The organism is Aquidulcibacter paucihalophilus, assembly GCA_030285985.1.
Lineage (GTDB): Bacteria > Pseudomonadota > Alphaproteobacteria > Caulobacterales > Caulobacteraceae > Brevundimonas.
On the sequence record CP127384.1, the window covers coordinates 617,295 to 640,573 of the forward strand.

Annotated in this window: 20 protein-coding genes and 1 riboswitch; of the genes, 12 read left to right on the forward strand and 8 right to left on the reverse strand. The window is 67.7% G+C overall.

The window, feature by feature from the left end; all coding sequences use genetic code 11:
- Window positions 1-144 precede the first annotated feature (144 nt).
- Window positions 145-1,323: an acetyl-CoA C-acetyltransferase gene (locus tag KB221_03105; GenBank protein WIY70019.1), complete on the forward strand. Its 1,179-nt coding sequence runs from the start codon at window positions 145-147 to the stop codon at window positions 1,321-1,323.
- Here the strand turns inward: KB221_03105 and KB221_03110 are convergent.
- Both KB221_03110 and KB221_03115 read right to left on the reverse strand, forming a co-directional pair.
- Entirely contained in the window at window positions 1,320-2,150 is an 831-nt protein-coding gene (locus tag KB221_03110) for a DUF2461 domain-containing protein (GenBank protein WIY70020.1), read from the reverse strand. The genes KB221_03105 and KB221_03110 overlap by 4 nt on opposite strands.
- A gap of 262 nt (window positions 2,151-2,412) precedes the next feature.
- Window positions 2,413-2,787, reverse strand: coding sequence for an endonuclease domain-containing protein (locus KB221_03115; GenBank protein WIY70021.1), 375 nt, complete (start codon window positions 2,785-2,787; stop codon window positions 2,413-2,415).
- 194 nt (window positions 2,788-2,981) lie between these two features.
- Here KB221_03115 and KB221_03120 point away from each other — a divergent pair, with 194 nt between their 5' ends.
- The 3 genes from KB221_03120 (at window position 2,982) to KB221_03130 (ending at window position 5,951) form a co-directional block, all read left to right on the forward strand.
- On the forward strand, window positions 2,982-3,644 hold the full coding sequence (locus tag KB221_03120; GenBank protein ID WIY70022.1) for a DsbA family oxidoreductase: 663 nt from the start codon (window positions 2,982-2,984) through the stop codon (window positions 3,642-3,644).
- A 245-nt stretch (window positions 3,645-3,889) separates the two neighbouring features.
- A complete protein-coding gene (locus tag KB221_03125; GenBank protein ID WIY70023.1) occupies window positions 3,890-5,155 on the forward strand; it encodes an ATP-binding protein in 1,266 nt (421 codons plus the stop codon).
- A 1-nt stretch (window position 5,156) separates the two neighbouring features.
- The gene (locus KB221_03130; protein ID WIY70024.1) at window positions 5,157-5,951 is read left to right on the forward strand and encodes a hypothetical protein; all 795 of its coding nucleotides are present in this window, start codon (window positions 5,157-5,159) and stop codon (window positions 5,949-5,951) included.
- Between the two features lie 34 nt (window positions 5,952-5,985).
- Here the strand turns inward: KB221_03130 and thiC are convergent, their stop codons facing one another.
- The 3 genes from thiC to KB221_03145 all read right to left on the reverse strand — a co-directional run bounded on the left by thiC (window position 5,986) and on the right by KB221_03145 (window position 10,802).
- Entirely contained in the window at window positions 5,986-7,815 is a 1,830-nt protein-coding gene (gene thiC / locus KB221_03135) for a phosphomethylpyrimidine synthase ThiC (GenBank protein ID WIY70856.1), read from the reverse strand.
- A 137-nt stretch (window positions 7,816-7,952) separates the two neighbouring features.
- A riboswitch (TPP riboswitch) is annotated at window positions 7,953-8,061 on the reverse strand.
- A gap of 36 nt (window positions 8,062-8,097) precedes the next feature.
- The gene (locus KB221_03140; protein ID WIY70025.1) at window positions 8,098-10,068 is read right to left on the reverse strand and encodes a potassium transporter Kup; all 1,971 of its coding nucleotides are present in this window, start codon (window positions 10,066-10,068) and stop codon (window positions 8,098-8,100) included.
- A 110-nt stretch (window positions 10,069-10,178) separates the two neighbouring features.
- On the reverse strand, window positions 10,179-10,802 hold the full coding sequence (locus tag KB221_03145; GenBank protein WIY70026.1) for a TetR/AcrR family transcriptional regulator: 624 nt from the start codon (window positions 10,800-10,802) through the stop codon (window positions 10,179-10,181).
- A 245-nt stretch (window positions 10,803-11,047) separates the two neighbouring features.
- On the opposite strand from KB221_03145, the gene KB221_03150 reads away from it, so the two are divergent.
- Window positions 11,048-12,052 (forward strand): D-cysteine desulfhydrase, encoded by a 1,005-nt coding sequence (locus KB221_03150; GenBank protein ID WIY70027.1) that lies wholly within the window; start codon window positions 11,048-11,050, stop codon window positions 12,050-12,052.
- Here the strand turns inward: KB221_03150 and KB221_03155 are convergent.
- Entirely contained in the window at window positions 12,049-13,017 is a 969-nt protein-coding gene (locus KB221_03155) for a magnesium and cobalt transport protein CorA (protein WIY70028.1), read from the reverse strand. The genes KB221_03150 and KB221_03155 overlap by 4 nt on opposite strands.
- 236 nt (window positions 13,018-13,253) lie before the next feature.
- Here KB221_03155 and KB221_03160 point away from each other — a divergent pair, with 236 nt between their 5' ends.
- From KB221_03160 to KB221_03180, 5 genes are all read left to right on the forward strand, one after another.
- On the forward strand, window positions 13,254-13,916 hold the full coding sequence (locus KB221_03160; GenBank protein ID WIY70029.1) for an amino acid racemase: 663 nt from the start codon (window positions 13,254-13,256) through the stop codon (window positions 13,914-13,916).
- Between the two features lie 163 nt (window positions 13,917-14,079).
- Window positions 14,080-15,012, forward strand: coding sequence for a nucleoside hydrolase (locus tag KB221_03165; GenBank protein ID WIY70030.1), 933 nt, complete (start codon window positions 14,080-14,082; stop codon window positions 15,010-15,012).
- Between the two features lie 138 nt (window positions 15,013-15,150).
- Complete coding sequence (locus KB221_03170; protein ID WIY70031.1) at window positions 15,151-15,819, forward strand: OmpW family outer membrane protein; 669 nt, start codon at window positions 15,151-15,153, stop codon at window positions 15,817-15,819.
- A gap of 117 nt (window positions 15,820-15,936) precedes the next feature.
- Window positions 15,937-16,785: a ribokinase gene (locus tag KB221_03175; GenBank protein ID WIY70032.1), complete on the forward strand. Its 849-nt coding sequence runs from the start codon at window positions 15,937-15,939 to the stop codon at window positions 16,783-16,785.
- A 69-nt stretch (window positions 16,786-16,854) separates the two neighbouring features.
- Complete coding sequence (locus tag KB221_03180) at window positions 16,855-19,695, forward strand: pitrilysin family protein (protein WIY70033.1); 2,841 nt, start codon at window positions 16,855-16,857, stop codon at window positions 19,693-19,695.
- A 146-nt stretch (window positions 19,696-19,841) separates the two neighbouring features.
- Here the strand turns inward: KB221_03180 and KB221_03185 are convergent, their stop codons facing one another.
- Together KB221_03185 and KB221_03190 are read right to left on the reverse strand one after the other, a co-directional pair.
- A complete protein-coding gene (locus KB221_03185; protein ID WIY70034.1) occupies window positions 19,842-20,513 on the reverse strand; it encodes a bifunctional 4-hydroxy-2-oxoglutarate aldolase/2-dehydro-3-deoxy-phosphogluconate aldolase in 672 nt (223 codons plus the stop codon).
- Window positions 20,514-20,916: 403 nt separating this feature from the next.
- Window positions 20,917-21,678, reverse strand: coding sequence for an alpha/beta hydrolase (locus tag KB221_03190; protein ID WIY70035.1), 762 nt, complete (start codon window positions 21,676-21,678; stop codon window positions 20,917-20,919).
- Window positions 21,679-21,787: 109 nt separating this feature from the next.
- On the opposite strand from KB221_03190, the gene KB221_03195 reads away from it, so the two are divergent.
- The gene (locus tag KB221_03195; GenBank protein WIY70036.1) at window positions 21,788-22,045 is read left to right on the forward strand and encodes an Lrp/AsnC ligand binding domain-containing protein; all 258 of its coding nucleotides are present in this window, start codon (window positions 21,788-21,790) and stop codon (window positions 22,043-22,045) included.
- Between the two features lie 49 nt (window positions 22,046-22,094).
- A complete protein-coding gene (locus KB221_03200; protein WIY70037.1) occupies window positions 22,095-23,279 on the forward strand; it encodes an acyl-CoA dehydrogenase family protein in 1,185 nt (394 codons plus the stop codon).

Below are 23,279 nucleotides of genomic sequence, written 5' to 3' on the forward strand. Positions count from 1 at the left end.
GCGGTCATGGGTGACGAAGGCGGCGGGATGCGGCAGAAACGGCACGATTAGTTTCGCGCGGCCTAATGCCCGGGAAGGGCGTAGAGGTTTCGTTTTCCATGGCCCGGACGCTCCCCCGTCCCGGCCGGTTTCAGGGGTCACCGCATGTCCATTGAAGTCGTCATCGTCTCCGCCGCGCGCACGCCGGTCGGCTCCTTCCTCGGCGGCCTGTCGAGCCTGCCGGCGTCGAAGCTGGGCGAGGTCGCCATTCGCGCGGCGCTGGAGCGGGCGGGGGTGAAGCCGGAAGAGGTCGATGAGGTGATCCTCGGCCACGTCCTGCAGGCGGCGGCGGGGCAGGGGCCGGCGCGGCAGGCGGCCATGGGGGCGGGTATTCCCAAGGAGGCCGCGGCCTGGAGCCTGAACCAGATCTGCGGCTCGGGCCTGCGCGCCGTGGCCATCGGGGCCCAGCAGATCGCCCTGGGCGACGCCCGCATCGTCGTCGCCGGCGGCCAGGAGAGCATGAGCCAGGCGCCGCACGCCCAGGCCCTGCGCACCGGCCAGAAGATGGGCGACATCAAACTGGTCGACACCATGATCAGCGACGGCCTGTGGGACGCCTTCAACGGCTATCACATGGGCCAGACGGCCGAGAACGTGGCCGACACCTTCCACATCAGCCGGGCCGATCAGGACGCCTTCGCCGTGGCCAGCCAGAACAAGGCCGAGGCGGCGCAGAAGGCGGGGCGGTTCGATGACGAGATCGCGCCGGTCACGATCAAGGGCCGCAAGGGGGATGTCGTCGTCGACAAGGACGAGTTCATCCGCCACGGCGCGACGCTGGAGGCCATGCAGGGGCTGAAGCCGGCCTTTACGAAGGAGGGCTCGGTCACGGCCGCCAACGCCTCGGGGCTCAATGACGGGGCGGCGGCGCTGGTGCTGATGAGCGCGGCGGACGCCAAGGCCCGGGGGCTGGAGCCGCTGGCGCGGATCGTCTCCTCGGCGACGGCGGGGGTCGATCCGGCGGTCATGGGCACCGGGCCGATCCCGGCGTCGAAAAAGGCGCTGGAGAAGGCGGGCTGGACCGTGGCCGACCTGGATCTGGTCGAGTCCAACGAGGCCTTCGCGGCCCAGAGCCTGTGCGTGCTGCGCGAGCTCGGCCTCGACCCGGACAAGGTCAACGTCAACGGAGGTGCCATCGCCATCGGCCATCCGATCGGCGCCTCGGGCGCCCGCATCCTGACGACCCTGCTGCATGAGATGAAGCGGCGGGGCGCCAAGCGGGGGCTGGCCACGCTGTGCATCGGCGGCGGCATGGGCGTGGCGATGTGCGTCGAGCGGCTCTAGCCGCCGTACAGAGCCTTCCAGCCGAATTCGAGCAGCGGCTTCATGTCGTCGACGAAGCCGGCGAGCACCTCGGGCAATTCCGGGCTTGAGACCTCGGCGCCGGTCAGGGGGCGGCGGGCGTACCACTGCAGGCGTTTCAGCGACGGCTCCAGCGCCGTGCCCGCGTGGTCGTCAAACCCCTTGGGCATCCGTTTGACGGCCATGCCGGGGGCGAGGCGCAGGCCGCGCGCCGCCAGATGCGCCTCGACGGCCAGCCAGTCCTCGGGGTCGGCGGCGATGGCGCGGCGGACCTTGTCGCTGTTCTTGCGGTCGTAGAGGAAGAAGCCGGCGGAGACATAGGCGCCGCGGCCATGGGCGTCCTCGATGTCGGGGATGGCGGCGGCGGGCGCTTCAGGCTCGGGCGCCGACAGCCGGGCCGCCGGATGGGTCGAGGGGTCCAGCGGGTCGATCGAGTCATAGTCGAAGGTGTCGGCGGTGACGCGCGAGCCGCCCTCCGGCTCGATGTGGATATAGGCCATGCCGGGCGACATCTTCAGCCCGTCGCGGGTCAGAACCGCCGAGAGGTGGGTCTTGTACGGCTGTTTGTTCTTCGAAAAGCGGACGTCGCGATGGATGCGGAACTGGCTCTTCGCCGGATCGCCGCCCAGCGGCAGGCCGCGCCGGGCGCAGGCGGTCGAGGCGTCGGCGATCAGGGCCCCGAGCGCGGGCTTGAGCCGCGCGTCATAGACGGCGCGATTGGCCGCGAACCAGTCGCGGTCGTTGTGCACGGCCAGGCCGGAGAGGAAGGCCAGGTCGGCGGGGTCGAAGCCGGTGAAGGAGGCGGTCATGCCCGCGAGGCTGGCCCCGTTGGCGGGGCCCGCGCAAGGGGTCAAAGGACACGCCGGCGGTGGAAAAAATGCAGGCGGCCCGCGGCGCATTTTTCAGGGCGGACGACGGCCTGTCGCGGCGGCGCGTCGGGGGGAGTTGGACTGTCAAAGACCCGGGCGGGGCGGGGATTCGGGCCCGCTTCGCCTCTGATCCTAGCTGGGGTCCGGAAAGGGCGGCGCAAGGGGCCTGACTCGGTACGATCGGGGGGTGGAAGGGGCGAGATTATACGGGGCGGGAAGACACTGTTTGGAGGGGGCAAGCGCGCGCCTTCAGGCTGACCAGCACACCCTCGAGATTGCCCAGTATGTCGCGGGCGGCGATCCGGAAGACGGTGATGCCGCGCTGGTTCAGCCATGCTGTCCGTCGAGCGTCGTGCCGTATGCGGTCGGGGTGCTCGTGGATTACGCCATCGACCTCGACCGCCAGCCGGGCTTCCTCGCAATAGAAGTCCAGGATGTATGGGCCGACCGGATGCTGTCGCCGGAACCGGACGCCGAGCCGCTGCCGCCGTATCGCCTGCCACAGGATGACCTCTGGCAGGGTGAGGGTCCGCCGGAGCTTGCGTGCACGCGCGATGGTGGATTTCGACGGATACATGAGACAAGTTTAGCGCGAACGCTGTGACCCGAAAAGTCCTCCCCCATCGGGGGAGGTGGCGCGGCGCACCTTCGCGCCGTGACGGAGGGGGCTGAGGGCGGGCCGGATGTCCAACGCCGTGCCCGCCGCCGGCCCCCTCCACCGCGAAGACGCGGTCCCCCTCCCCCGATGGGGGAGGAATGCTATGGTCCCCCATGCCCAAAGCCCTGCACATCGACTTCGTCTCCGACATCGTCTGCCCCTGGTGCGTGGTGGGGCTGGGCGGGCTGGAGGCGGCGCTGGACAAGCTCAAGGCCGAGGGGATCACGGCCGAGGTGCATTTCCAGCCGTTCGAGCTGAACCCGCAGATGCCGCCCGAGGGCGAGAACATCGTCGAACACATCGGCCGCAAATACGGCTCGACCCCCGAACAGTCGGCGGCCAACCGGGCCATGATCACCGAGCGGGCGGCCGAGGCCTGGCCGGGGTTCGAGATGCGGATGGGGCCGGACAGCCGCATCTGGAACACCTTCGACGCCCACCGGCTGCTGCACTGGGCGGGGACGGTGGGGGCGGCGGAACAGAGGGCGCTGAAGGCGGCGCTGTTCACGGCCCATTTCACCGAGGGCCGGACGATGACGGACGCCGGGGTTCTGGCCGACGCGGCGGCGGCGGCGGGGCTGGACCGGGCGAAGGCGGTCGAGGTGCTGTCAGGCGGCCTCTATGCGGCCGAGGTGCGGGCGGCGGAGGCGCTGTGGGTCTCGCGCGGCATCAACGGCGTGCCCGCCGTGGTGGTGGAGGGGAAGTGGCTGATCTCGGGCGGGCAGCCGGCGGGGGTGTTTGAGGAGGCGTTGCGGGGGATGGCGGGGGAGGGGTGATGCTCACCATTGTGAGCCGATCATGCATCGGCGAGTGCCTTGCGGCCAAAAAAACGACCCGCTCAATGGGAGTTTTGCGTGCCATGAAGTGAATATCGGTCCAGCCGATTGCTACGCCGAGATGACCTATCTACCCTGCAAGTGGCCGACGTCGGTCAACGTCTGATCGCTTGGTCGAAGGAACTCCGCGCATGTACCTGAGGCGCTTCACCATAGAAAACGTTCGCTCCATCTCGGAGTTTGAGATGGAATTCGAGAAGGGTGAGGAGGCCGGCTGGCATGTAATTCTTGGAACGAATGGGTCAGGAAAGTCCTCCGTAATCAGATCCTTTGCTCTCATGATGATGGGAGAGCGAGAAGCATACGCATCTCGCCAAGATTTCAATAGATGGATCGGCTACAACAAAAATAGTGCGAGGATCAGCGGCACAATAAGCGCAGATTTTGATTTCGACGGATTTTCAAAGCAGGGGGCCGTTCCGAAGCGACCCATCACTCCCGAAGTAGTTATTGAGCGGAGTGAGTTGTCTTACGCGCGAGCAGCTGACCTATCGTTTAAAGGCGAAGGAACACCTCGGACGATCTGGGGTACGGGCGACGGATGGTTCAGCGCGTCCTTCGGGCCATTTAGACGGTTCACTGGCGGCGACAGAATTTACGATCGCCTTTTCGTCTCCAACAAGCGCTTAGCCCCTCACCTAACAGCGCTTGGCGAGGATGTTGCTCTGACAGAGGCGTTGTCATGGCTCTCCTCTCTGTTTGTAAAGTCACTTCAAGACGAGAAGAGCAACACGCCCTCCACGGCGGGCGATATCCTCAATGGAGTGCTCACATTTATCAACGATAGCAAGTTTCTACCCCATGACGCAAAGATAGAATTCATCTCCGATGATGCTGTTTTGATATTGGATGGAAACGGCAATCTGGTTTCAATAGATCAACTGAGCGACGGATATAGGTCTGCACTCAGCCTTACATTAGAAATACTGAGGCAGATGTTCGAGCTGTTTGGACATGCTAAAGTGTTCCGTGCTCTAGAGTTGAATTCGCGCCAGATAATGCTTCCCGGAGTTGTTGCCATTGATGAAGTTGACGCGCATCTGCATCCGACTTGGCAGCGCGATATTGGACGATGGCTGACGCGCTGTTTTCCCAACATCCAATTCATTGTCACAACGCACTCTCCAATTGTTTGTCGAGCGGTAGCCAACGACGACGGGGTGATCACTGGCGGTGTCTGGAAGTTGCCTGCCCCAGGTTCAGACGACCTCGCGCGGAGAATTGAGGGAACGGAACTCGAGCAGCTAATTTTTGGCGACGTCCTCGATGCGTATGGAACAGAGCTCTTTGGAGAAGGTGTTACCCGGTCTCCGGTGGGCGGGCGAATGGTCGAACGTCTTGCCGAGTTGAATCTCAGGGCGATCGATCACGGCCTGACCGAGGAGGAGAAGCGTGAGCAGGCGCATCTCAGGGCCACTTTTCCCGCAGAAGCGGGGCGATTGAAAGCATAGCATGCTCAGATATCGCCCCGATGCCCTCTCGAAAGGGGCTGAAGACTCGCTCAGGAATCTGGCTGCTCAAGTTGCCGCCAAGTTGACCCGCGACGAGCAGATTGCGGAGGCTGGCAGGCTCTTTAAGAAAAAGACCCCAAAGGCCGCTTTCGACGACATTAGGTCAAAGCTGGGGTCTGTATCGCCGCCAGGTCGAGCATGTTTCTATTGCGAACGGGATCGATATCGAGATATCGACCATGTGAAACCAAAGAGACACTACCCCCAGTTCTGTTTTTCGTGGGACAACTACGTATTTGCGTGCGCTATTTGCAATCAGGATGCAAAGGGCGACAAGTATGCTGTGTTCGGCAACGGATTGGACGTTATAGAATTTGACAGATCGTGGGATCGCAACGTCGCCCCTCCGGTAGGCCAAGCCGTACCTATAGACATCCGAAGCGAAGACCCGCTCGACTACATCAAACTCGATTTAGAAACCGGTGTATTCCTTCCTATTGAAGTAGGTACGAGGTCCGCAATAAGAGCTGAGTATACGATCAAACTGTTCAAACTATTCGCCGACGATCTCGCTCGTATTCGACGACAGGCGTACGACAGTTATGCTCACTACCTCGAACTATTCTCGTCGGCCTTACAAGACGGGGATGTCAACAAGGCGCGCCGCATCCTTCAAGAGATATCTGAGTTACCCCACCCTACCGTGTTGGCCGAGATGCGGCGTCAAGCTGAGGAGGTGCAGAGCTTAGCGGAGCTATTTGCAGCCGTCCCTCCGCAGATCGGAGCGCGCAACTAGGGTGTAAGTTGCCCTCGTCTTGCGCGCTTAGCCCTCACACCTTCACCTCCACCACCCCGCCCCCGGCCCTGAACTTCGCGCTCATCTCCGCCATCCCGGCCTCGGCCTCGGCCAGTGAACCGCCCGCGTCGTTCTGCGCCTGGGCATCCCGGCGGATGTCCTGGCTGATCTTCATCGAGCAGAATTTCGGGCCGCACATACTGCAGAAGTGCGCCGTCTTGTGGGCCTCCTTGGGCAGGGTGGCGTCGTGGTATTTGCGGGCGGTTTCGGGGTCGAGGCCGAGGTTGAACTGGTCTTCCCAGCGGAACTCGAACCGAGCCCGGCTGAGGGCGTCGTCGTGCATCCGCGCGGCGGGGTGGCCCTTGGCCAGGTCGGCGGCGTGGGCGGCGATCTTGTAGGTGATGACGCCGTCCTTGACGTCCTGACGGTCGGGCAGGCCGAGATGCTCCTTCGGCGTGACGTAGCAGAGCATGGCCGTGCCGAACCAGCCGATCATGGCCGCGCCGATGGCGCTGGTGATGTGGTCGTAGCCGGGGGCGATGTCGGTGGTCAGGGGCCCGAGCGTATAGAAGGGCGCCTCGTGGCAGTGTTTCAGCTGCTCATCCATGTTCGCCTTGATCTTGTGCATCGGCACGTGGCCGGGGCCTTCGATCATGACCTGGCAGCCCTTGGCCCAGGCGATCTTGGTCAGCTCGCCGAGGGTGCGCAGTTCGGCGAACTGGGCCTCGTCATTGGCGTCGGCGATAGAGCCGGGGCGCAGGCCGTCGCCGAGGCTGAACGACACGTCATAGGCCCGCATGATGTCGCAGATGTCCTCGAAATGCTCATAGAGGAAGCTCTCGCGGTGATGCGACAGGCACCATTTCGCCATGATGGAGCCGCCGCGTGAGACGATGCCGGTGACGCGTTTGGCGGTCATCGGCACGAACGGCAGGCGGACGCCGGCGTGGATGGTGAAATAGTCGACGCCCTGTTCGGCCTGTTCGATCAGGGTGTCGCGGAACACCTCCCAGGTCAGGTCCTCGGCGACGCCGTTGACCTTCTCCAGCGCCTGGTAGATCGGCACGGTGCCGATGGGGACGCTCGAGTTGCGGATGATCCAGTCGCGGATGTTGTGGATGTTGCGGCCGGTCGACAGGTCCATGACATTGTCGGCGCCCCAGCGGGTGGCCCAGACCAGTTTGTCGACCTCGTCGTCCACGCTGGACAGGACGGCCGAGTTGCCGATGTTGGCGTTGATCTTCACCAGGAAGTTGCGGCCGATGATCATCGGCTCGACTTCGGGGTGGTTGATGTTGTGCGGGATGATGGCGCGGCCGCGGGCGATTTCCTGACGCACGAACTCGGGCGTGACGAAGTCGGGGATGCTGGCGCCGAAATCCTCGCCGTCGCGGATGCAGGGGGCGTTCTGCTCGCGGCGCAGGTTCTCGCGGACGGCGACGTACTCCATTTCTGGCGTGATCACCCCCTGACGAGCATATTCGTACTGGGTGACCGGACGGCCCTCGACGCCCTTGAACACCTTGTGGTTCGAGACGTCGAAGCGGGGGGCGAGGTTCTTGCCGGAGGCGTGGCCGTTGTCTTCCGGCTTGACCTCGCGCGGGTTCAGGACGGGGGCGATGTCGCCGCGGTCGAGCTGCCAGCTGGATTTGACCAGGGGCAGGCCGCGCTTGATGTCGATGGTGACGGTCGGGTCGGTGTAGGGGCCCGAGGAGTCATAAATGGTCACCGGCGGCTCGTTGGCCGAGGGGTGGACGGCGACCTCGCGGAAGGGGACGCGGATGTCGGGGTAGAGCTCGCCGGCGACATAGACCTTGCGCGACCCGGCGCGTTCGCCGGTCGGGATGGTGCCGGTCTCCTTCATCACCTGCTCGCGGGCGTCTTTCAGAGCCAGATCCACATTGGGCTCTTCGGGCAGGGCGGGGGGCGTGACGGAGATGTTCATGGCGGCCTCTGGTTTCAGAGAGTCCGCCGACGTCGGGCGCGGTGGTCCATTGGCATGGACCAGAAGCGTACTCATCCCTTCGCCGGCATGACCCGGATCAGGTTCGACGGGTCAGGCGAATACGCCAATCTCAGCCGCTGACCTGCGACCCCCCGGAGAACGGATCAAGGCATACGCCTCCGGGGGATGCGGTTCAACGGGCTAGACGGTGACCTGGGCTCCCATCTCGACAACCCGGCCCGGCGGCAGGCGATAGACGTCCGAGGCCGCCGAGGCGTTGCGGGCCAGCAGGATGAACAGCTTCGCCTGCCAGGGGGGCATCGGAGACTTGACCGACCGGACCACCGTCCGCTTGCCGAGGAAGAAGCTGGTGGCGTTGATGTCGACCTTGAAACCGCCCTTGCGCGCCAGGCTGAGGATGCGCGGGATCGAGGGCTGTTCCATATAGCCGAAGGTCGCCGTGGCCCTCCAGAAGCCGTGGCCGAGATCCTCGAAGGCGAGGCGGTCGGCGTCGGCGACATGGGGCCGGTCAGCCGTGTGCACGCTCAGCACCACATTGACCTGGTGCAGGATGTGGTTGTGCTTGAGATTGTGCATCAGGGCCGCGGGGGCCTCGGTGTTGTCGGCGGCCAGGAAGATGGCCGTGCCGGCGGCGCGGTGCGGCGGGCGCTGTGCCAGCATGGCGACGACGTCGGTCAGGGGCAGGGCCTCGCCGGCCGAGCGGGCGCGGACCAGCCCGGCGCCGCGCACCCAGGTGGCCATGACCAGAAACAGCCCGGCCCCGAGCATCAGGGGCACGAAACCGCCCGAGAACAGCTTGAGCGCATTGGCTCCAAGGAAGACGAGGTCGATGACCATCATGGGCACGATCACCAGCGACGCCTTCCACAGCGACCATCCCAGTTTGTGGCGCACGACGATGAAGGCCAGGGCCGTGGTGACCACCATGGTGCCGGTGACCGCCAGTCCGTAGGCGTGGGCCAGTCCGGCCGAGGATTTGAAGATCGCAACCAGGGCGACCACCCCGACGAGCAGGGCCCAGTTGACCCTGCCGATGTAGATCTGTCCGGCCTCGTGCTCGGAGGTGCGGTCGATCTTCATGCGGGGCAGGAGGCCGAGCTGCATGGCCTGGCTGGTGAGGGAGAAGGCACCGGTGATCACCGCCTGGGAGGCGACGATCGTGGCCAGGGTGGCGAGGATCACGACCGGCGCACGCAGGGCCTCGGGGGCCATGGTGAAGAACCAGTCGGCGTTCTCGACACGGGCCCCGTTCGCGGAGGCCACGGCCTGCAGCGCCATGGCCCCCTGACCGAGGTAGTTGAGGGCCAGACAGGGCAGGACCAGCCAAAGCCAGGCGGCGACGATCGGCTTGCGACCGAAATGGCCCATGTCGGCATACAGGGCCTCTGCCCCGGTGACGGTCAGGAAGACCGAGCCGAGCACGAACAGACCCGCCGTGCCATGGTTGGCCAGGAAGCTGATGGCGTAGGTCGGGCTGAGGGCGGCGAAGACGCCCGGTTGGTGGATGATGTGGCTGATCCCCAGCACCGCCAGCACCGCGAACCAGACCACACAGAGAGGCCCGAACCAGGCCGAGACGCGGGCGGTGCCGCGCGACTGGACGGCGAACAGGCCGGCCAGGATCACGCCCGCGGCGATCAGGATGAAGGCGGGGCTGACGAAGCCCCCGACGCCGGGCACCGACTTCAGCCCCTCGACCGCCGACAGCACCGATATGGCCGGGGTGATGATGGCGTCGCCGTAGAACAGGGCCGCGCCGGAGACGCCGAGTACGAAGATCAGCAGCGTGCGGCGGCCGACGGCGCGCTGGGCGAGGGCCATCAGCGACAGGACGCCGCCTTCGCCATGGTTGCTGAGCCGGGTGAGGAAGATGACGTATTTGACCGTGACCACGAGGATCAGGGCCCAGAGCGCCAGGGAGGTGACGCCCAGCGCCCCCTCGGCGGTGACACCGTCGCGGGACGCCTGTCCCAGAGCTTCGCGGAAGGCGTACAGCGGCGATGTGCCGATGTCGCCATAGACCACGCCTACGGACCCGAGGGCCAGCGGCCAGAATCGCGCACTCTTGCCGTCAGGCGAGGGTGTGGAGGATTTTTGGCTGAGGTCGGAAGGGGCCGATGAGGGCGTGGCGAACAAGGGTTCGCCGTTCATCGATTTCCAGTTCTCCGGCGGTTTCCGGGTGAGTCCGGTCCATCGCCACCCGGGAAGCTACGCTCGATGTTGCGGTGCACAAGTAAAATATTGCAACGCACACATCATGGTCAATCCGGGAAGGCGGCGAGGAGGGCGTCGAGGGCGCCCTCGATCCGGGCCCAGCCGGCGGCGTCGAGCGCCACCCCGCCGGAGCCGGGGCGGGCCTCGCCGGTGAGGGCGAGATGCTGGACGGCGGCGAGCAGGACGGCGTTGATGGCCACGGCGTCGCCGGACGGCGGCAGGCGCAGGCGGGGCCGGCGCTCGCGCATCCAGGCCTGGAGCACGGCGGCGCGCTCGGCCTCGATGCGGTTGAGCAGGGGCGAGGCCTCGACCAGGGCCCAGGCCATGAGGCGCAGGGTCAGGGGGCTGGCGCGCAGGGCGCCGAGCCAGGCCGACAGGCTTTCGCGGGCGAAGGCGCGCAGGGTTTCGGAGCCGGCCGGGGGCGTGGCGTCGAGGGTGCGGACCAGTTCGGCATGGGCACGGGCGGCGATGCGGGCGACCACGCCGTCGGTGCCGTCGAAATAGCGATAGACCAGCTTCCGGTCGCAACCGGCCTCGGCGGCCAGGGTCTGGACATTGAGGCCGGGGAAGCCGTCACGCAGCAGGATGCGCTCGCCGGCCTCGACGATGAGGGCCTCGGTGGCGGGGCGGCTGCGCAGCCTTATGGCGGGGTTGGCGGGCGAATCGGCCATGGGCACAGCATCGGGCCGCGCGGCCTGAGTCGGCAAGCGGGGCCGGGAGGGGCATAAAGGCGCGGCCCGGCCTGCGTCGGGGGGGCGTTGGCAGGGCCGGGCCGCAGTGGACCCTGTCGAGCGCGCATCGCCGCAAGGTCCGATCAGTTAACGGTGATCGATGAATTCGGTTCCGGAAAGCCTTCGGACGTTCGCCGGATGGGCGAGGGGATGGTAACGGGGGCGGTTCATCCGGAGCCCCGCCCATGCATCTCGCCCGCTTTCCCCGCATTCGCCTCGCCCATCTGCCGACGCCGCTGGAGCCGCTGCCGCGGCTGAGCGAGGCGCTGGGGGTGGAGATCTGGATCAAGCGCGACGACTGCACGGGGCTGGCCGGCGGGGGCAACAAGACGCGCAAGCTGGAGTTCCTGCTGGGCGATGCCTTCGAATGCGGGGCGGATACACTGGTGACCCAGGGCGCGGTGCAGTCGAACCATGTGCGCCAGACGGCGGCTGCGGCGGCGGCGCATGGTCTGGCCTGCGAGGTCATTCTGGAAGAGCGGACCGGGTCGAAGGCGATCGACTACACCCGCAACGGCAACGTCCTGATGGACCGGCTGTTCGGAGCGGGCATCCGCACCGTGCCGGGTGGCAGCGACATGCCGGCCGAGTTGGAGAAGACGGCGGCCGAGGTGCGGGCGCGGGGCGGCCGGCCCTATATCATTCCCGGCGGCGGCTCGAACCCGGTCGGGGCGCTCGGCTATGTCGACTGCGCGCGCGAGATCGTGGTCCAGGCCGATGAGCTGGACATGCAGATCGACCGGATCATCACCGCCACGGGCAGCGCCGGGACCCATGCGGGTCTGGTCGCCGGGCTGGCGGTGATGGGGGCGGACATCCCGGTGCTGGGCATCGGGGTGCGGGCACCGAAGGCGAAGCAGGAAGAGAACGTCCTGAAGCTGGCCCGCGAGACGGCGTCGCTGCTGGGGCGGCCGGGGGCGGTGACGCCGGAGATGGTGGTCGCCGACTGCGACTATGTCGGCGAGGGCTACGGGCTGGTCGACCAGGCGGTGATCGACGCCCTCGTGCTGGCGGCGCGGACCGACGCGATCGTGCTGGACCCGGTCTATACGGGCAAGGCGATGAAGGGGCTGATCGCCCTGGCGAAGGCGGGCCGGTTCGAAAACGAGACGATCGTCTTCCTGCACACCGGTGGGGCGCAGGGGCTGTTCGGCTATCAGGGCGAGATCGAGGGCGCGCTGCAGGCCTAAAGCCAGCGCGTCCGCTTGAACCGGATGTACAGCCCCGTGCAGGTCGCGGCGATCAGCAGCAGGACGGCCGGATAGCCCCAGACGCTGTCCAGCTCGGGCATGTGGGTGAAATTCATGCCGTAGATGCCGGCGACCGCGGTGGGGACGGCGAGGATGGCGGCCCAGGAGGCGAGCTGGCGGGTGATGACCCCGGTGCGCTGCTGCTCCAGCAGGCTGCTGAACTCGAACACGGAGCCGAGCACGTCGCGCAGGCCGTCGACCATCCCCTGGACCCGCCGCACATGATCGAGCACGTCGCTGAAATAGGGGCGCGCCTCGGGGTCGATCCCGGGCAGGTCCAGGCGGCTCAGCTTGGCCACCACCTCACCCGTCGGCGCGAGGATGCGCTGGAAGCGGATCAGCTGGCGGCGAATCTCGAAGATGCGGCGGACCTCGTTGCGGGCGAGGAAATTGTCTACCGCCCGCTGCTCCATGGCCAGCACCTCGTCCTCAAGGGCCTCGCCCAGCGGCAGATAACCGTCGACGATGAAGTCGAGGATCGCGTGGAGGACATAGTCGACGCCGTGGCTGAGCAGCGTCGGCGACGATTCGAGCTGGGTCCGCAGGTCGGCATGGCCGCGGCTTGAGGTGCGGCGGACACTGATGATGTGGCTGTGGCCGACGAAGATGGCGGTCTCGCCGTAGCGGATGGAGCCCTCCTCCAGCCAGGCCGTCCGGGCCACCACGAAGATCTGGTCGCCGAAGACATCCAGCTTGGGCAGCTGCTCGCCCTTGGCGGCGTCTTCGACTGCAAGCGGGTGGAGACCGTAGCTGTGCTGGAGTGTCTGAAGTTCCTTGAGGGTCGGATCGACAAGGCCGATCCATACGAACTGCGACTTGTCCTCGGGACAGTCGATGCGCTCGCGGATGGTCACGCGCCGGACCCGCTTGCCGTTCTGATAGAGATAGGCCGCGACAACGCTCATGGGCCAAGGCCTACAGCGGAAGGCCGCGCGTTAGAAGGCCGGCATGCTATCGCGCCGCTCAATCCGCGATCGCCTCGACGCCGGGCCGTTCCGGGCCGGGCCCGACGGTCCTCCATGGCCGCAAGACGTCTTGCCACACGCCGCGTTTCCGACGGCATGGCGTTCACGGATGGTTTTCGCGCATAAGGGCGGCTGATTGACCGCCTCGCGAAGGCGGCGAGGAGTTCAAGGGTACAATGGGCAAGGTATTGGGCGTTCTGGGCGGCATGGGTCCGGCCGCGACCGTGGCGTTTCTGGGCCGGGTGCAGGCGCTGACGCCGGCCGCCGGTGATCAGGACCACATCCGCATCATCGCCGACATCAATCCGCATGTGCCGGACCGCAACCGCGCGCCCGACGCCGCCGAGCAGACCCTGGGCCAGATGGCCATGCGTCTGCGCGACGCCGGGGCCCAGGTGCTGGCCATGCCCTGCAACACGGCCCACGCCCAGTCGGCGGGAATCCGGAAGGTGGGCCTGCCCTTCATCGACATGATCGCCGAGACGACCGAGGCGGCGACGGCGGGCGGGGCCAAGAAGATCGGCGTCCTGGCCACGCCGGGTGGCGAGGCGCTCTACACCAAGGCGCTGCAGGGCAAGGGGGCCAAGATCGTGCGCCTGAGCGGCGCGGCACGCGAGGCCTTCATGGCCTGCGTCTATGCGGTGAAGCGGGGCGATGTCGGCGAGGGCCCGCGCGCCGAGATGCGCCGTCTGGCGGCCCTGCTGGTCGCGGGCGGTGCCGAGGCGGTGATCGCGGGCTGCACCGAGGTGCCCCTGCTGCTGTCGGCGGAGGACGTGTCCGTGCCGCTGGTGGATTCCGCCGAGGTGCTGGCGGCGGCGTGCGTGGCGCGGTGCCGCTGATGGGGTGATTGGTGATTGGTGGTTGGTGATTGGTCATTCCTGCCTCCCTCACGGCGGACGAAGGGCGCAGTCCGGGCCCTGCCCCAACCAGCCACCAACCACCAACCACCAATCACCTTGCATGTGGTTGCCTAACCCCGCGACCCGCTCCAAACCTGACTCCGTGACCCAACAAGCCCTCATCATCGACTGTGATCCCGGCGTGGATGACGCCGTGGCGCTCATGCTCGCCTTCGGCTCCGCGGCGTTCGACCTTCTGGCTGTCACCGCCGTGGGCGGAAATGTGCCGGTGGTGAAGACGGCGCGGAATGCGCGGATCCTGAGGCAGATCGCCGGACGCGAGGATGTGCCGGTGTTCATGGGGGCCGACCGGCCGCTGCGGCGCGAGCCGGCGGGGGCGGGGGAGTTCCACGGGGCCGAGGGGCTGGGCGATATGGCACCGTTCGAGCCCGGCGCGCCGTGCGCGGACGGGCATGCGGCGGATGCGATCATCGATCTGGTGATGGCGCGGCCCGCAAAGTCGGTGGCGCTGGCGGTGCTGGGGCCGCTGACAAATCTGGCGCTGGCCCTGCGCAAGGAGCCGGCGCTGGCCGGGCGGCTGGGGCCGGTGGCGGTCATGGGCGGGGCACGCGCGGAGGGCGGCAACATCACCGCCTCGGCCGAGTTCAACATCTGGGCCGATCCGGACGCGGCGGCCGAGGTGCTGGCGACCGGCTGCGACGTGATCCTGTTCGGACTGGACGCGACGCATCAGGTGCGGGCGACCGACGCGCGGATCGCGGCGCTGGAGAGCGCGGGCACGCCGATGGCGGACGCCGCGGCCTCGATGATGCGGTTCTCGCAGCGGGTCGAGCGCAAGATCGTCGGCTGGGACGCGCCACCGGTGCATGATCCCTGCCCGGTGGCCTGGCTGCTGAAGCCGGAACTGTTCGAGCTGGAGCCGTGCCAGATCGCGGTGGAGACCGACAGCGATCTGACGCGCGGCCATACGGCGGTGGAGTTCCGCGAGGGCGTGGCCGGCGCGCGGCCGCACCGCTGGGCGGTATCGGCCGATGCGGGCGGCATCTTCGCCCTGATCACCGAGGCCGTCCGGTAAGGCCCGGACAATCTGCCGCAGCGTCCCGGGGCTGAGGTTTGCGCTGACGCAAGGTCGCTGCCGGGAGACGGGACCAGGACATCCGTGACGCCCGCACCGGCCGCATGTCGCGTCCGGACCGCGTCGTGGAAGACCAAGATGAAACGGAACATGACGCTGGCGGCCGCAGTGGCGGTGATGACGCTGGCGACCGGCGCCGCGACCGGCGCCACGGCCCAGACCGCCAACGACTGGCAAGTCGCGCGCAAGGGCGACTGGATCGTCACCGGCCGGATCACCGACGTCTCGAGCAGCGCCGATGATTCCATCTTCACCTCGGGCGGCGTGGACACGGGCCTGAACGTCGATGTCGGCAACAGCACCATGCCGACCCTCGGCTTCACCTATTTCCTGACCGACAACATCTCGGTCGAGGCCATTCTCGGCGCGACCCAGCATGAGATCCGGGCCCAGGGCGGGGCGACCGATGTCGCCGTGCACGAGACCTGGGTGCTGCCGCCGGTGGTGACCCTGCAATACCGTCCCGCCCCCGAGGCGCGCGTCAGCCCCTATGTCGGTGCCGGCATCAACTACATGCTGTTCTTCGACGGCAAGGACCAGAACGGCTTCACCGTCGATCTGGAGGACGGCTTCGGCTACGCCCTGCAGGCCGGGGCGGATGTGGCCCTGACCGGACCCTGGACGCTCAATGTGGACGTCAAGAAGGTGTGGTTCGACACCGAGGCGACCGTCAACGGCGGTGCCCTGACCAGCGACGTCAACCTCGACCCCCTGGTCGTGTCGGTCGGTATCGGCCGCAAATTCTAGAACGAACAGGCCCGCCGCCGGCGTGATCGCCGGCGGTGTCGCCGTGGTGGCCCACCGGGCCGCGCGCGGGTTATAGAATGGCGTCGGTCCGGTCCTGCCGGACGTGGGAGAGACGCCTTGAGGCTGACCGTCGTCGGTTCGATCAATCTGGATTTCGTCGCCACCGCGCCGCGTCTGCCGCGCGCGGGCGAGACCGTGACCGGCGCGACCCTGGCGCGGCATCCGGGCGGCAAGGGTGCCAACCAGGCGCTGGCGGCGCAGCGGCTGGGCGCCGAGGTCTGCATGATCGGCCGGGTGGGTCGCGACGGCATGGCCGAGGAGGCCATGGCCCTGCTGCTGGCCGACGACGTCGATGTCGCCGGCGTGCTGACCGACACCTCCGCGCCGACCGGCGTGGCCCTGATCGCGGTCGATCCCGAGGGCGAGAACCAGATCGTCGTGGCGGCCGGTGCCAATCATCACGCCATGCCCGAACAGCTGCCGGCGCGGATCGAGACCCCGCTGATCCTGCAACTGGAGCTGCCGATCGAGACGGTCGAGGCGGCGGTGGGACGGGCGACCGAGTTCGTCTGCGTCAACCTGGCCCCGGCTGCACCGGTGTCGGACCAGCTGCTGCGCCGGGCGGACCTGCTGGTGGTCAATGAGACCGAGGCGGAATTCTACGGCGATCTGCTGCACCACGGCGGAGGCAAGGTGGTGGTGACGCTGGGGGCGCGGGGCGCGGTCATGTACCAGCGCGGCACCGAGATCGCCCGCGCGACGCCGCCGAGGGTCAGGGCCGTGGATGCGACCGGCGCGGGCGACTGTTTCGTCGGGGCGATCTGCGTGGCCCTGCTGGAAGGCATGGATGCTGAGGCGGCGCTGCGGTTCGCCTGCGCGGCGGGGGCCATCGCGGCGACCCGCCCCGGAGCCCAGCCTTCGCTGCCCACGCGCGAGGAAGTGGAAGCGATCATTACAGGGTCGTAACTTGGGGCGCGATCGGTCACTGATAGGGTCAACGACCTGTTCAGACCTGACCGACTGGGGACCGCCGACATGACCCGCACCGCCGCGCTTCTGGGGGCCTCATTGCTGGCCCTCTGCACCCCCGCGTTTGCCCAGACGCCCGCATCGGCGCCGATCTCGGTGCCGCCGCTGGAGTTCACCCATCGCGAGCTGGCCAACGGGCTGGACGTCTACGCCATGCCGGACGCCACGGCGGGCACGGTGACGGTGACCCTCTGGTACAATGTCGGCGGCAAGGACGATCCGCAGGGGCGTTCGGGCTTCGCCCACCTGTTCGAACACATCCTCAGCCGCAAGACGGTGAACCTGCCCTATGGCCAGATCTCGACCCTGGTCGAGAACGCCGGCGGGTCGCGCAACGCCTCCACCGGCCAGGACTTCACCAACTACTATGAGACGGTGCCGCCGCAGTATCTCGAGACCATGCTGTGGACCCACGCCGAGCGGATGGCGCGGCCGGTGGTCGACCAGGCGGTGTTCGACGCCGAGCGGTCGATCGTCCAGGAAGAGTTGCGCCAGCGCGTCTACGCCCCGCCCTACGGCCGGCTGCAGCGCTTCGTCATCGGCGACAACAGCTTCGACGAGAGCATCTACCGCCGCAGCGTGATCGGCTCGATCGAGGAGCTGAACTCGGCGCAGATCGAGGACGCGCGGGCCTTCCACGAGGCCTATTACCGCCCGGCCACGGCGACGATGATCGTCTCGGGCAATTTCGATCCGGCACAGCTGGACCGCTGGGTCGACCAGTATTTCGGCGACATCCGCAACCCGGACCGTCCGGTGCCGGTGTTCGAGCGTCCGGTCGAGACGCCGCGCACCGCGCCGCGCAGGGTCGAGTCCTATGCGCCGAACGTGCCGCTGCCGGCGGTGGGCGTGATCTACCCCGGCGTGGCGGCGAACCATCCGGACAATGCGGCGCTGGACGTGCTGCAGGCGATCATGTCGCGCGGCGAGAGCTCGCGGCTGTACCAGTCGCTGGTCTATCGCTCGCAACTGGCCTCGAACGCCAGCTTCAGCGGCAATGCAATGGAGGAGGACGGCGTCATCGCCGTCACCGCCGTCGTCGCCCAGGGCAAGGCGATCGCGGACGTCGAGGCGGCGCTCGACGCGGAACTGGCGCGGGTGCGGGACGAGCCGGTGACGGCGGCCGAACTGGCCGAGGCCAGGACCGAGATCGTCGCCGGCGAACTGCGCCAGCGTGAGACCTCTTCGGGCCGGGCCTTCATCCTGGGCCAGGCGATCGTGTCGGAGAACAACCCCCGTGCCGCCGATGAGGGGCTGGCCGCGATCCAGGCGGTGACGGCGGCAGACGTGCAGCGCGTGGCGCGGACCTATCTGAATGATCAGGCCCGGGTCTCGGTCCGCTATCAGGACGAGAGCGCGCGGCCCGAGGGCGTGCCGGAGGAGAGCTGGCGCAATCCGGCTCCGGTCCCGACTTTCCTGACCGTGCCGCCGGCGGTGCTGGCGGCCAATGAACTGCTGCCCGAGGACCAGCGCATGGCCCCGCCCGCGCCGGGCGAGCCGCGGGCGATGGCGACGCCACGGGTGGTCGAGCGGACCCTCTCGAACGGCCTGCGGGTGATCGTGGCGAAGTCGACCGACCTGCCGATCCTCAATGCCCAGCTGGTGATGGCGGGCGGGGCGGCGGGCGATCCCGTTGATCAGCCGGGACTGGCGGCGATGACCGCCGGACTGGCCACCCAGGGGGCGGGCGACCGCTCGGCACCCGAGATCGCGCGGACGCTGGAGGCGCTGGGCGCCAATATCGGCGGCGGGGCCGGGGCGGATTCGACCACCCTGTTCCTGTCGGCGCCCGTCGCCTCGGCCGAGGCCGCGGGGGCGGTGTTCGCAGATGTGGTGCAGCGCCCGACCTTCGCCGCGGAGGAGGTGGCGCGCAGCCGGACCCAGGCGGTCAATGCCCTGCGGGTCAACCTGCGTCAGCCGGGGCCGCTGGCCTCGCTGGTGCTGAACCGGCTGGCCTTCGGCGCCGCCCCCTATGGCGCGCCCTCGTCAGGGACGCCCGACTCGGTGGCGGCCATGACGCGCGACCAGATCGACGGCTTCCATGACCGCTGGTGGCGGCCCGACAACGCCGCCCTGATCATCACCGGCGGGATGGAGCCGGAAGAAGCCTTCGCCTTCGCCGAGCGGACCCTGGGCGGATGGGAACGGCCGTCAGGCGCGGCACCGTCCGCCACGAACCGCGCCGGCGGCGAGCGGCCGGGACCGCGTATCGTTGTGGTCGACCTGCCGGGTGCCGGTCAGGCCGCGGTGGCGGCGGCCGTGCGCGGCCCGCGCCGGGCCGATGCCGGCTACTATCCGCTGGCGGTGGTCAACAGCGTCATCGGCGGCGGCCAGAACGGGCATCTGTTCCAGGAGATCCGGGCCAAGCGGGGCCTGTCCTACGGGGCCAACTCCTCGCTCGGCGCGCGGGTCGACGGCGGCCTGCTGAGCGCCGCGACCCAGACCAAGAACGAGAGTGCCGCCGAGGTGGTCGATCTGGTCCTGGCCGAGTTCAACCGGCTCCGGACCGAGGCGGTGACGGACCAGACGGTGACCGACCGCGAGACCTTCATCACCGGCGGCTTCTCGCGCGCGCTGGAGACGACCGGGGGTCTGGCCGGGGTGCTGGCCGACGCCGTCACCTATGGTCTGCCGCTGACGGAGATCGAGACCTATCCGCAGCGGATCGCCGCGACCACGCCCGAGGGCGTGATGGCGGCGGCCCAGGCTGTGAGCGCGGACGAGGCCTATGTGGTCGTGGTCGGCCAGGCCCCGATGTTCATCGATGCCCTGCGCGCCGCCCATCCGGACGTGGTGGTGATCCCGGCGACGGCGCTGGACCTGAACAGTCCGACGCTGGGGCTGTAGTGCAGTTTCCTCCCTGCGCCGAAGGCGTGGGGAGGGGGGCCGCCGGCACGGCGGTGGAGGGGTAAAGGGTCGCGACGCCGCCAAGGCCCCTCCACCATGCTTCGCATGGTCCCCCTCCCCATCGCTGCGCGACAGGGAGGAGACGGCTACTTCGCTCGGAACGCCGCGATCGCGTCCACCGTCTGGCGGACATTCGCCTCGATGCCGGCCCAGTCTCCGGCCTTGACGGCGGCGTCGGTGACCAGTTTCGAGCCCATGCCCGCGGCGACGATGCCGGCACCGAACCACCTGCCGATGCTGGCCGGGTCGGGATCAACGCCGCCCGTCGGCATGATCTTCGTCCACGGCATGGGTCCCAGGACTGCCTTGACGAAATCGGGACCGCCGACGCTGGCACCGGGGAAGAGTTTGACGATGTCGCAGCCCAGCTCATGGGCCTGGCCGATCTCGGTGACCGAGCCGCAGCCGGGGAAATACGCCGTCATGCGCCGGTTGCAGACGCGGGCGACCTCGGGAACCAGGCAGGGGCTCACCACGAAGCGCGCGCCGCGATTGAGGTAGAGGCTGGCCGTGCCCGCATCGACCACCGAGCCGATGCCGAGGATGATGTGGGGGTCGGTCTTCTGCAGCTCGCGCGCGATGTCGCCGAACAGGTCGCAGGCAAAGTCGCCGCGATTGGTGAACTCGATCACCGGCGCGCCGCCGCGGGCGCAGGCGCGGATGACGTCCAGGCAGGTCTGCGGATCAGGGTGGTAGAAGACCGGTGCCACGCCCTGGGTCTCCAGGGCGGTCAGGACGGCGAGGCGGTCGTGGCGCATGGTCTGATTCCTCCGCCGGTCGCTCCGGCAGCCCGCCATGCTTATCCCACCCGCCGCATGCCGGGAAAGCGCCGGTGCGGGCCAGTCTGGAACTTTGTGTTTCGAAAGCCGGCCGGGCGGGTCAGACCGCTTTGCGCTTGGCACCACAGAGGTCGCAGAACTCCCCGCCCGTTCTCTTGCGGTCAGGGCGCCAGCGATGGCGGCGGCAACGAAGCTGACGGATCAGGCGGGAAAAGACGCGGAACATCAAACTCAACTGGATGCGACGGATCGCCAGAACATCTGACCGGAACAGTGCAGACACAACCATTCGTCATTGTCGTCAAGCTCTGAATCAGGCGACGCCTTGATCCACCTTTCCGCGGACCGGACTTTCGTTCGCGGATACCGCGAGCGATCGCCGTTATGCGGAGGCCCGCGCCAGACCGGCTATCCGCATCACCATCGGGGTTCCCGGATCAAACAGCGGGTCGAGCACGGTGAAATGGTTCAGCCCCGGCAGCGCTTCGTAGCGTGTCTCGACGCCCTGACTCCCCCAATGGTCGGCCATCATCCGCGACTGGCGCAGGAACGCCGGGCTCTCGTCAGCGCCGACAAGGCAGTCCAGCACCGTGCCGCCGGGGGTGGAGCCGTTGGGGACGGGCCAGTGGATCGGCGACAGGGCGGCGGCCTCGCGGTCGTCGAGGTCGAGGGCCTTGTTCAGCGAGGTCGGAATCAGGGGCGTGAGGTCGAAGACGCCGCTGATGGCCACCGCAGCCGAGGCGCGGCCCTCGCTGAGCATGCAGGCTGCCATGTGCCCGCCAGCCGAGTGGCCGAAGACGACGGGGCGGACGCCGGTGCGCTCGCGGACCCTTTCAACAGCGCTGCGGACCTGACGCAGGATCGTCCCGAGGCGGACGGCGGGGCAGAGGTCGTAGGAGGGTATGGCCAGGCTTACGCCCCGGGCGAGCAGCGCCGGGGCCAGGCCGGAGAACCAGTCCTTGTCGAGGGCCTGCCAGTAGCCGCCGTGCAGGAAGACGGCGACAGGCACGTCGGGGCCGGCCTCGAACAGGTCCATGACCTCGCGGGGCCCGCGGCCGTAGGCGATTTCGAGCGGCGGATGAGCCGCACGGGCGACCTCCGCGGTCTCGCGCCAGCGCTGCATGACGGCGGGATGATCGGGCACAAGGGCGCGGTTGTTGTATTGCGCTTCCCAGTCAACGATTTTTGGGTCGATCTCGCCTGACACGCATCCATCCGCTAGACAGCGTCCAACACCCGGAAGGACCTCCGCCATGATGACCGCCATCTTCGTCTTCATCAAATGCGAGCTGGGCCACGCCAACGATGTGGCGGCCGATATGGTGGACAATGTCGAGTACGTCTCGGAGGTCTATTCGACCTCGGGCCAGTACGACCTGCTGGCCAAATTCCAGCTGCCCAGGGACATGGACATCGGGACCTTCGTGACGAAGTCGGTGCAGACCCGGGCCAACATCCGCGACACCTTCACGGTCATCACCTTCTCGCCGTTCCTGCCGGGCGGGGGCTGACGCTGCGTCACCGCGGAATCGCTGCTAAGGTTTCGGCACGGAGGATGACATGACTGATCTTGATGCATTCCGCGCGGAGACCCGCGCCTGGCTTGAGGCCAACTGTCCGGCGGAATGCCGCGGGCCGGTGGAGAGCGAGGACGACCGGGTCTGGGGCGGGCGCAACGCCGTCTTCCCGACCCCGGCGCACAAGATCTGGCTTGACCGGATGGGGGCCAGGGGCTGGACCGCCCCGGAATGGCCGACCCAATACGGCGGGGGCGGGCTGAGCCGCGAACAGGCCAAGGTGCTGCATTCGGAGATGCGGCGCATCGATGCCCATCCGCCGCTGGCCAGTTTCGGGGTCTGGATGCTGGGTCCGGCGCTGCTGGCCTTCGGCACCGAGGCGCAGAAGCTGCGCTTCCTGCCCGAGATCGTGCGCGGCGAAATCCGCTGGTGCCAGGGCTATTCCGAGCCGGGCTCGGGGTCCGACCTCGCGTCCATCCAGACCCGGGCCGAAGATCGCGGCGACCACTGGATCGTCAACGGCCAGAAGGTCTGGACCAGCTACGCCGACAAGGCCGACTGGATCTTCTGTCTGGTGCGGACGGACGCCGAGGCACCGAAACATCTGGGCATCAGTTTTGTGCTGATCGACATGGCCACGACCGGGGTGTCGACGCGGCCGATCACCCTGATCAGTGGCAAGAGTCCGTTCTGCGAGACCTTCTTCGACGATGTGCGGGTCGAGAAGGAAAATCTGGTCGGAACGCTGAACCGGGGCTGGGATGTGGCCAAATATCTTCTGGCGCACGAGCGGACGATGATCGGGGCCATGGGTGAGCTCGGCGGCGGGCGTCCCCTCGGTCAGGTCGCGACCGGATCGATCGGGACCGACGACGACGGCCGGCTCGACGAGCCGATGCTCCGTGCACGGATCGCCGAGATGGAAGTGGACGCCGCGGCCTTCCGCCTCGCCATGGAGCGGGCCGGGGATCAGGTGAAGGTGGGCCAGGCGCATCCGGCCATCGCCTCGATGCTGAAATACTATGGGTCGGAGCTGAACAAGCGTCGCCACGAGCTGCTGATGGCGGCGGGCGGGTCTGACGCACTGGAGTGGGAGAGCGAGCGCTCGCGCGGCGGCAAGGCGGCGCGCGACTGGCTGCGGACCAAGGCCAACTCCATCGAGGGTGGGACCAGCGAAGTGCAGCTGAACATCATCGCCAAACACCTGCTTCAGCTTCCGGGAGCCTGA

Coding starts and splice junctions, on each gene's coding strand:
- KB221_03105 (WIY70019.1), top strand. CDS start 145: ATGTCCATTGAAGTCGTCATCGTCTCCGCCGCGCGCACGCCGGTCGGC.
- KB221_03110 (WIY70020.1), bottom strand. CDS start 2,150: ATGACCGCCTCCTTCACCGGCTTCGACCCCGCCGACCTGGCCTTCCTC.
- KB221_03115 (WIY70021.1), bottom strand. CDS start 2,787: ATGTATCCGTCGAAATCCACCATCGCGCGTGCACGCAAGCTCCGGCGG.
- KB221_03120 (WIY70022.1), top strand. CDS start 2,982: ATGCCCAAAGCCCTGCACATCGACTTCGTCTCCGACATCGTCTGCCCC.
- KB221_03125 (WIY70023.1), top strand. CDS start 3,890: ATGGAATTCGAGAAGGGTGAGGAGGCCGGCTGGCATGTAATTCTTGGA.
- KB221_03130 (WIY70024.1), top strand. CDS start 5,157: ATGCTCAGATATCGCCCCGATGCCCTCTCGAAAGGGGCTGAAGACTCG.
- thiC (WIY70856.1), bottom strand. CDS start 7,815: ATGAAGGAGACCGGCACCATCCCGACCGGCGAACGCGCCGGGTCGCGC.
- KB221_03140 (WIY70025.1), bottom strand. CDS start 10,068: ATGAACGGCGAACCCTTGTTCGCCACGCCCTCATCGGCCCCTTCCGAC.
- KB221_03145 (WIY70026.1), bottom strand. CDS start 10,802: ATGGCCGATTCGCCCGCCAACCCCGCCATAAGGCTGCGCAGCCGCCCC.
- KB221_03150 (WIY70027.1), top strand. CDS start 11,048: ATGCATCTCGCCCGCTTTCCCCGCATTCGCCTCGCCCATCTGCCGACG.
- KB221_03155 (WIY70028.1), bottom strand. CDS start 13,017: ATGAGCGTTGTCGCGGCCTATCTCTATCAGAACGGCAAGCGGGTCCGG.
- KB221_03160 (WIY70029.1), top strand. CDS start 13,254: ATGGGCAAGGTATTGGGCGTTCTGGGCGGCATGGGTCCGGCCGCGACC.
- KB221_03170 (WIY70031.1), top strand. CDS start 15,151: ATGAAACGGAACATGACGCTGGCGGCCGCAGTGGCGGTGATGACGCTG.
- KB221_03180 (WIY70033.1), top strand. CDS start 16,855: ATGACCCGCACCGCCGCGCTTCTGGGGGCCTCATTGCTGGCCCTCTGC.
- KB221_03185 (WIY70034.1), bottom strand. CDS start 20,513: ATGCGCCACGACCGCCTCGCCGTCCTGACCGCCCTGGAGACCCAGGGC.
- KB221_03195 (WIY70036.1), top strand. CDS start 21,788: ATGATGACCGCCATCTTCGTCTTCATCAAATGCGAGCTGGGCCACGCC.
- KB221_03200 (WIY70037.1), top strand. CDS start 22,095: ATGACTGATCTTGATGCATTCCGCGCGGAGACCCGCGCCTGGCTTGAG.